The 4500-nt window shown below is 34.9% G+C and carries 6 protein-coding genes; 3 read left to right on the forward strand and 3 right to left on the reverse strand.

From position 1 onward, the window contains the following. The 3 genes from hxlB to nagB all read right to left on the reverse strand — a co-directional run. The coding region (gene hxlB, locus CD036_RS08215; RefSeq protein WP_103388407.1) for a 6-phospho-3-hexuloisomerase at positions 1-524 on the reverse strand (524 nt) is incomplete at its 3' end. Positions 525-526: 2 nt separating this feature from the next. Next, positions 527-1159, reverse strand: coding sequence for a 3-hexulose-6-phosphate synthase (gene hxlA / locus CD036_RS08220; RefSeq protein WP_103388408.1), 633 nt, complete (start codon positions 1157-1159; stop codon positions 527-529). Between the two features lie 130 nt (positions 1160-1289). Further along, a complete protein-coding gene (gene nagB, locus CD036_RS08225) occupies positions 1290-2015 on the reverse strand; it encodes a glucosamine-6-phosphate deaminase (protein WP_103388409.1) in 726 nt (241 codons plus the stop codon). 365 nt (positions 2016-2380) lie between these two features. On the opposite strand from nagB, the gene CD036_RS08230 reads away from it, so the two are divergent. The 3 genes from CD036_RS08230 to folE2 are packed head-to-tail and all read left to right on the forward strand — an operon-like array spanning position 2381 to position 4314. Continuing rightward, positions 2381-2740, forward strand: a complete 360-nt coding sequence (locus CD036_RS08230; protein ID WP_002509531.1) for a YojF family protein — start codon at positions 2381-2383, stop codon at positions 2738-2740. 15 nt (positions 2741-2755) lie between these two features. Then, positions 2756-3421 (forward strand): bacillithiol biosynthesis deacetylase BshB2, encoded by a 666-nt coding sequence (gene bshB2 / locus CD036_RS08235; RefSeq protein ID WP_103388410.1) that lies wholly within the window; start codon positions 2756-2758, stop codon positions 3419-3421. A gap of 14 nt (positions 3422-3435) precedes the next feature. Further along, entirely contained in the window at positions 3436-4314 is an 879-nt protein-coding gene (folE2, locus tag CD036_RS08240) for a GTP cyclohydrolase FolE2 (protein ID WP_002509529.1), read from the forward strand. The last annotated feature ends 186 nt before the right edge of the window (positions 4315-4500 follow it).

Raw genomic sequence — 4500 nt, forward strand, 5'->3', positions numbered from 1 at the left:
TGCATTGTTTCTTCATCAACGTTTATCTCAGTCATTAAATCTAAAACAATACTATCTAAAAACACTTGTGATGCTTGTTCAAATAAGCTACCTAGAGGTTGTGCTGAACCTTCAGCATCATATTTCGTTCCCGCCGGTAATTCAATCACTGCATTTGCAAGTTCACCAATCTTTGACGTTGGATTTGTTGACAATAATACAACTTCTGCACCTACAGCTTTAGCTTTATCTGCTAATAATCTTAAATGCTCTGTCGAACCTGAGCCAGAAAGGATAACAAGCAAATCTTTTTCGGTAATGGAAGGTGTAGTGGACTCACCAACTACATGTGCCCCCTTCCCAAGCTGATTCAATCTCATCGCAAAACTATTTGCTACAAAACCCGAACGTCCTTTTCCAGATACAAAAACTTGCTCTGCTTTAATAATTTGCTTTAAAAACGTTTCGGCTTCACTGTCTTTCACATGTGATAATGTGTTGTCTATTTCATCTAGTATTAAACGATAATTTGTGATTTCTGTCATCATTATTTTCCTTCAATCGCAGCTCTACATTGTTTAGCAGCTTCTACAGGGTCATCAGCATTTGCAATGCCGCCACCAACAATAATTAAATCAGGATTTTCTGAAACAATATCTTTAATTGTATCTGGTTTAATACCACCTGCGACTGCTACTTTAGAATTACTAATTACAGATTTAACTTTACGTAAACTTTCTAAAGGAGATTGACCTTCAGCTTGTAAGTCATAACCAGTATGAACAGCGATATAATCTGCGCCTAAATCATCTAAATCTTTCGCACGTTTTTCTAAATCTTGTACTGCAATCATATCTACTAATAATTGTTTGCCATGTTTATGTGCTTCATCAACTGCTGCTTTAATTGATGCATCTTCTGCAACACCAAGGATGGTTACAACATCTGCGCCAAATTTAACTGCTTGGCTTACTTCGTAATCGGCAGCATCCATAATTTTTAAATCTGCTAATACTTTTACACCATCAACATTATCATTTAAATGCTGTACAGATGGTAAACCTTCATTGATTACTATTGGTGTACCAATTTCTACAATATCAACATAGTCTTTTACTTTATTAGCTAACTCTGCTGCTTCTTCTTTGTTTAATAAATCAATTGCTAATTGTAATTCCAATAATCTCATCCTTTCAATATTTCATCATATCTTAATGCTACTAAAATACACTTCAATATGCATAAAAATTGCTTATATTTCGTACATTACATCTCTACCCTGAGAAAACATGATTAAAACGATATGTTAATTAAAAAGGTGCTGCTGCATCGTCTACATATATTTCCACATTGGGATGTGCATGTAATATAGTTGCTGGCACATCTTTATTTACTTCTTTTTGTGCTAATTTTGTTATAGCTGCTCGTTTTTTCTCTCCAAATGCTAATAAAATAATCCGCTTCGCCTTTAAAATTGATGCTAATCCCATCGACACTGCTTGTTTTGGTACTTCAGCTTCATGTTCAAAATAGCGACTATTTGCCTGAATGGTACTTTCTGTTAAATCTACAATGTGTGTTGGGCTATTAAGATCAGTGCCTGGTTCATTAAAGCCAATATGACCATTTTCTCCAATGCCTAATATTTGAATATCAACCGGCCCTAACTCATCTATAAGTTGTTCGTAGCGCTTAGCTTCTTGATCTAAATCATCAGCATCGCCTCTTGGAATATAAGTTTGTGTTGTAGTAAAGTAAGGATATTGATTAAATAATATATCATTCATATAATAATGATAACTTTGTGGATGGTTTGAAGTTAAACCGACATATTCATCTAAATTGAACGTTATAACATCACTCACATCAAGTTGATTTTTATGCAATAACTCTACTAAAAATCGATACACGTCAACCATCGTCCCGCCAGTAGCTAGGCCTAACTTACTATGCTTATCACCGTTCATCTGCTTATATAATTCACACGCTACATAAAAAGATGCATAAGACTGCGAACCTAAATTAGTTATTTTCACAAAACTTCCCCCTCTATAAACTTTTCGATACTTTTATTTAAATGTATACTGTTGGCATCATTAACAGCAAATAACATTATCAACTCTTAGTTTATCATGGGGCTAGTTATTTAACCTAAAATCCTGTATCATTAATATTCAATTTATAAAATTAATTGAGCATAGTTATACATTTCTACCGCAGTTTTTAGTAGAATAGAAAAATAATAGTAATTAAATGTAGTTATTTTAATAAACTGGTATAGGATGTTTTTTCCTATTTAAAATATATTCTTATTCCGATTTTTAGTATTAGCATTCATGATATTAGTGAATGTTATGTTTAATCACTTAAATTACTAAACATCAAACAGGGAGTGAAGTTGTTGGAACTTATCGAACGAGAAAAAGTACAATCCATACTAACATCATATGCAAATAAGCCTGTTTATATCCATGTTGAGACTACAAATGGCGCGTATGCCAACCATTTTGATCAACGTGTTTTTAATGCAGGGACATTTTTAAGAAATATCAATATTACCTTTGAACATGCACAATTAAAAGGTGGCGACAAAGACCCATTTCGCGTTGGTTTAAAACTTACAAATAATGGATGGGTTTATGTACAAGGATTAACACATTACGAAATCAATGATAATGGAGAATTTCTAATTGCAGGTTTTAATTATGAAGGTCAACTTGCAGCTACATTAGAAATCAGCACACAACCATTTAATATTTAAAGGAGGACACCACATATGTCAGAAGAAAATCACGTACTGGTTGTCTTTCCACATCCAGACGATGAAACATTCTCATCAGCCGGAACACTTGCACGCTATATTAATAACGGCGTTCCCGTCACTTATGCATGCCTAACTTTAGGTCAGATGGGTCGTAACCTCGGGAATCCACCGTTCGCAACTAGAGAGTCGTTACCAGATATTCGCGAAAAAGAGCTAGAAGCAGCAATGGAAGCAATAGGCATCACAGATTTACGTAAAATGGGATTGCGTGATAAAACTGTCGAATTCGAACCAAATGATGAAATGGACGCTATGATAAAATCATTGATAGATGAATTAAAACCGTCAGTGATTATTTCATTTTATCCACAATTTGCAGTGCACCCTGACCATGAAGCCACTGCAGAAGCAGTCGTACGTACTGTCGGTCGTATGCCTAAAAATGAAAGACCAAGATTACAATTAGTAGCATTTAGCAATGATGCTCCCGAAAAATTAGGTGAGCCTGATATCTTAAATGAGATCAGTGATTATAAAGAGGTAAAACTACGCGCATTTGAAGCACACGCATCACAAACAGGTCCTTTCTTACAACAATTGGCCACACCGGAACTATCTGGTGAAGCAAAAGGCTTCTTAGAAGTTGAACCTTATTGGACTTATAACTTTGAATCTTAAGTGGAGGCAATAGCATGACTGAATTTGATTTATCTACAAGAGAAGGCAGATGGAAACACTTCGGTTCTGTCGACCCTATCGAAGGTACCAAACCAACAATTAAAGAAAAAATGAAAGACCTACAAAGTACGCATAAAAATTTCTTGTTTGAAATAGAAGAAGTTGGCATTAAAAACTTGGTCTATCCTGTACTCATTGATCGTTTCCAAACTGCTGGTACATTTAGTTTTTCAACGAGTTTAAAACTAGATGAAAAAGGCATTAACATGAGTAGAATTTTAGAAAGTGTGGAAAAACATTACAATAATGGGATTGAGTTAGATTTCACTGCTTTATATCAAGTATTACAAAGCTTACAAAAAAGTATGAATCAAAATGATGCCGGTGTCGATGTGTCTGGTAAATGGTTCTTCGATCGCATTAGCCCAGTAACTAACATTAAAGCAGTCGGACATGCAGATGTTACTTATGGTTTAGCTATCGATAAACACTCCGTTACCAGAAAAGAATTAACTGTCGAAGCGGCAGTTACTACACTGTGCCCTTGTTCAAAAGAGATTAGTGAATATTCGGCACATAATCAACGTGGTATTGTTACGGTCAAAGCATATATGAATAAAGATAAAGAACTTATCGATGATTATAAAGAAAAAATCTTAGATGCTATGGAAGCAAATGCAAGTTCTATCCTTTATCCAATTTTAAAAAGACCTGACGAAAAAAGTGTCACTGAACGTGCCTACGAAAACCCTCGTTTTGTCGAAGATTTAATTCGTTTAATCGCTGCAGATTTAGTAGAATTAGACTGGATAGACGGTTTTGATATTGAATGTCGTAACGAAGAATCAATCCACCAACATGATGCTTTTGCTAAATTAAAATATCGTAAATAATTTCATATAAACATTTTAAGAGACTGGGACAAAATTGATTCGTCCCAGTCTCTTTTTGTATTAGCATTAAATTGCCCTTAAATTTTAGGTCTCCTAAGCGTTTATCTATAATATTAGCAGTCTTTTGTGCCAACTCCTGCGGGAATAGCACTTGCCGAAGACTACAGGCTAAGGCAGTGCCCGCGG

Source organism: Staphylococcus arlettae (assembly GCF_002902345.1).
Classification (GTDB): domain Bacteria; phylum Bacillota; class Bacilli; order Staphylococcales; family Staphylococcaceae; genus Staphylococcus; species Staphylococcus arlettae.

Bases quoted from the DNA above. Each gene is read 5' to 3' on its own strand.
- bshB2 (WP_103388410.1), top strand. From the start codon at position 2,756: ATGTCAGAAGAAAATCACGTACTGGTTGTCTTTCCACATCCAGACGAT.
- folE2 (WP_002509529.1), top strand. From the start codon at position 3,436: ATGACTGAATTTGATTTATCTACAAGAGAAGGCAGATGGAAACACTTC.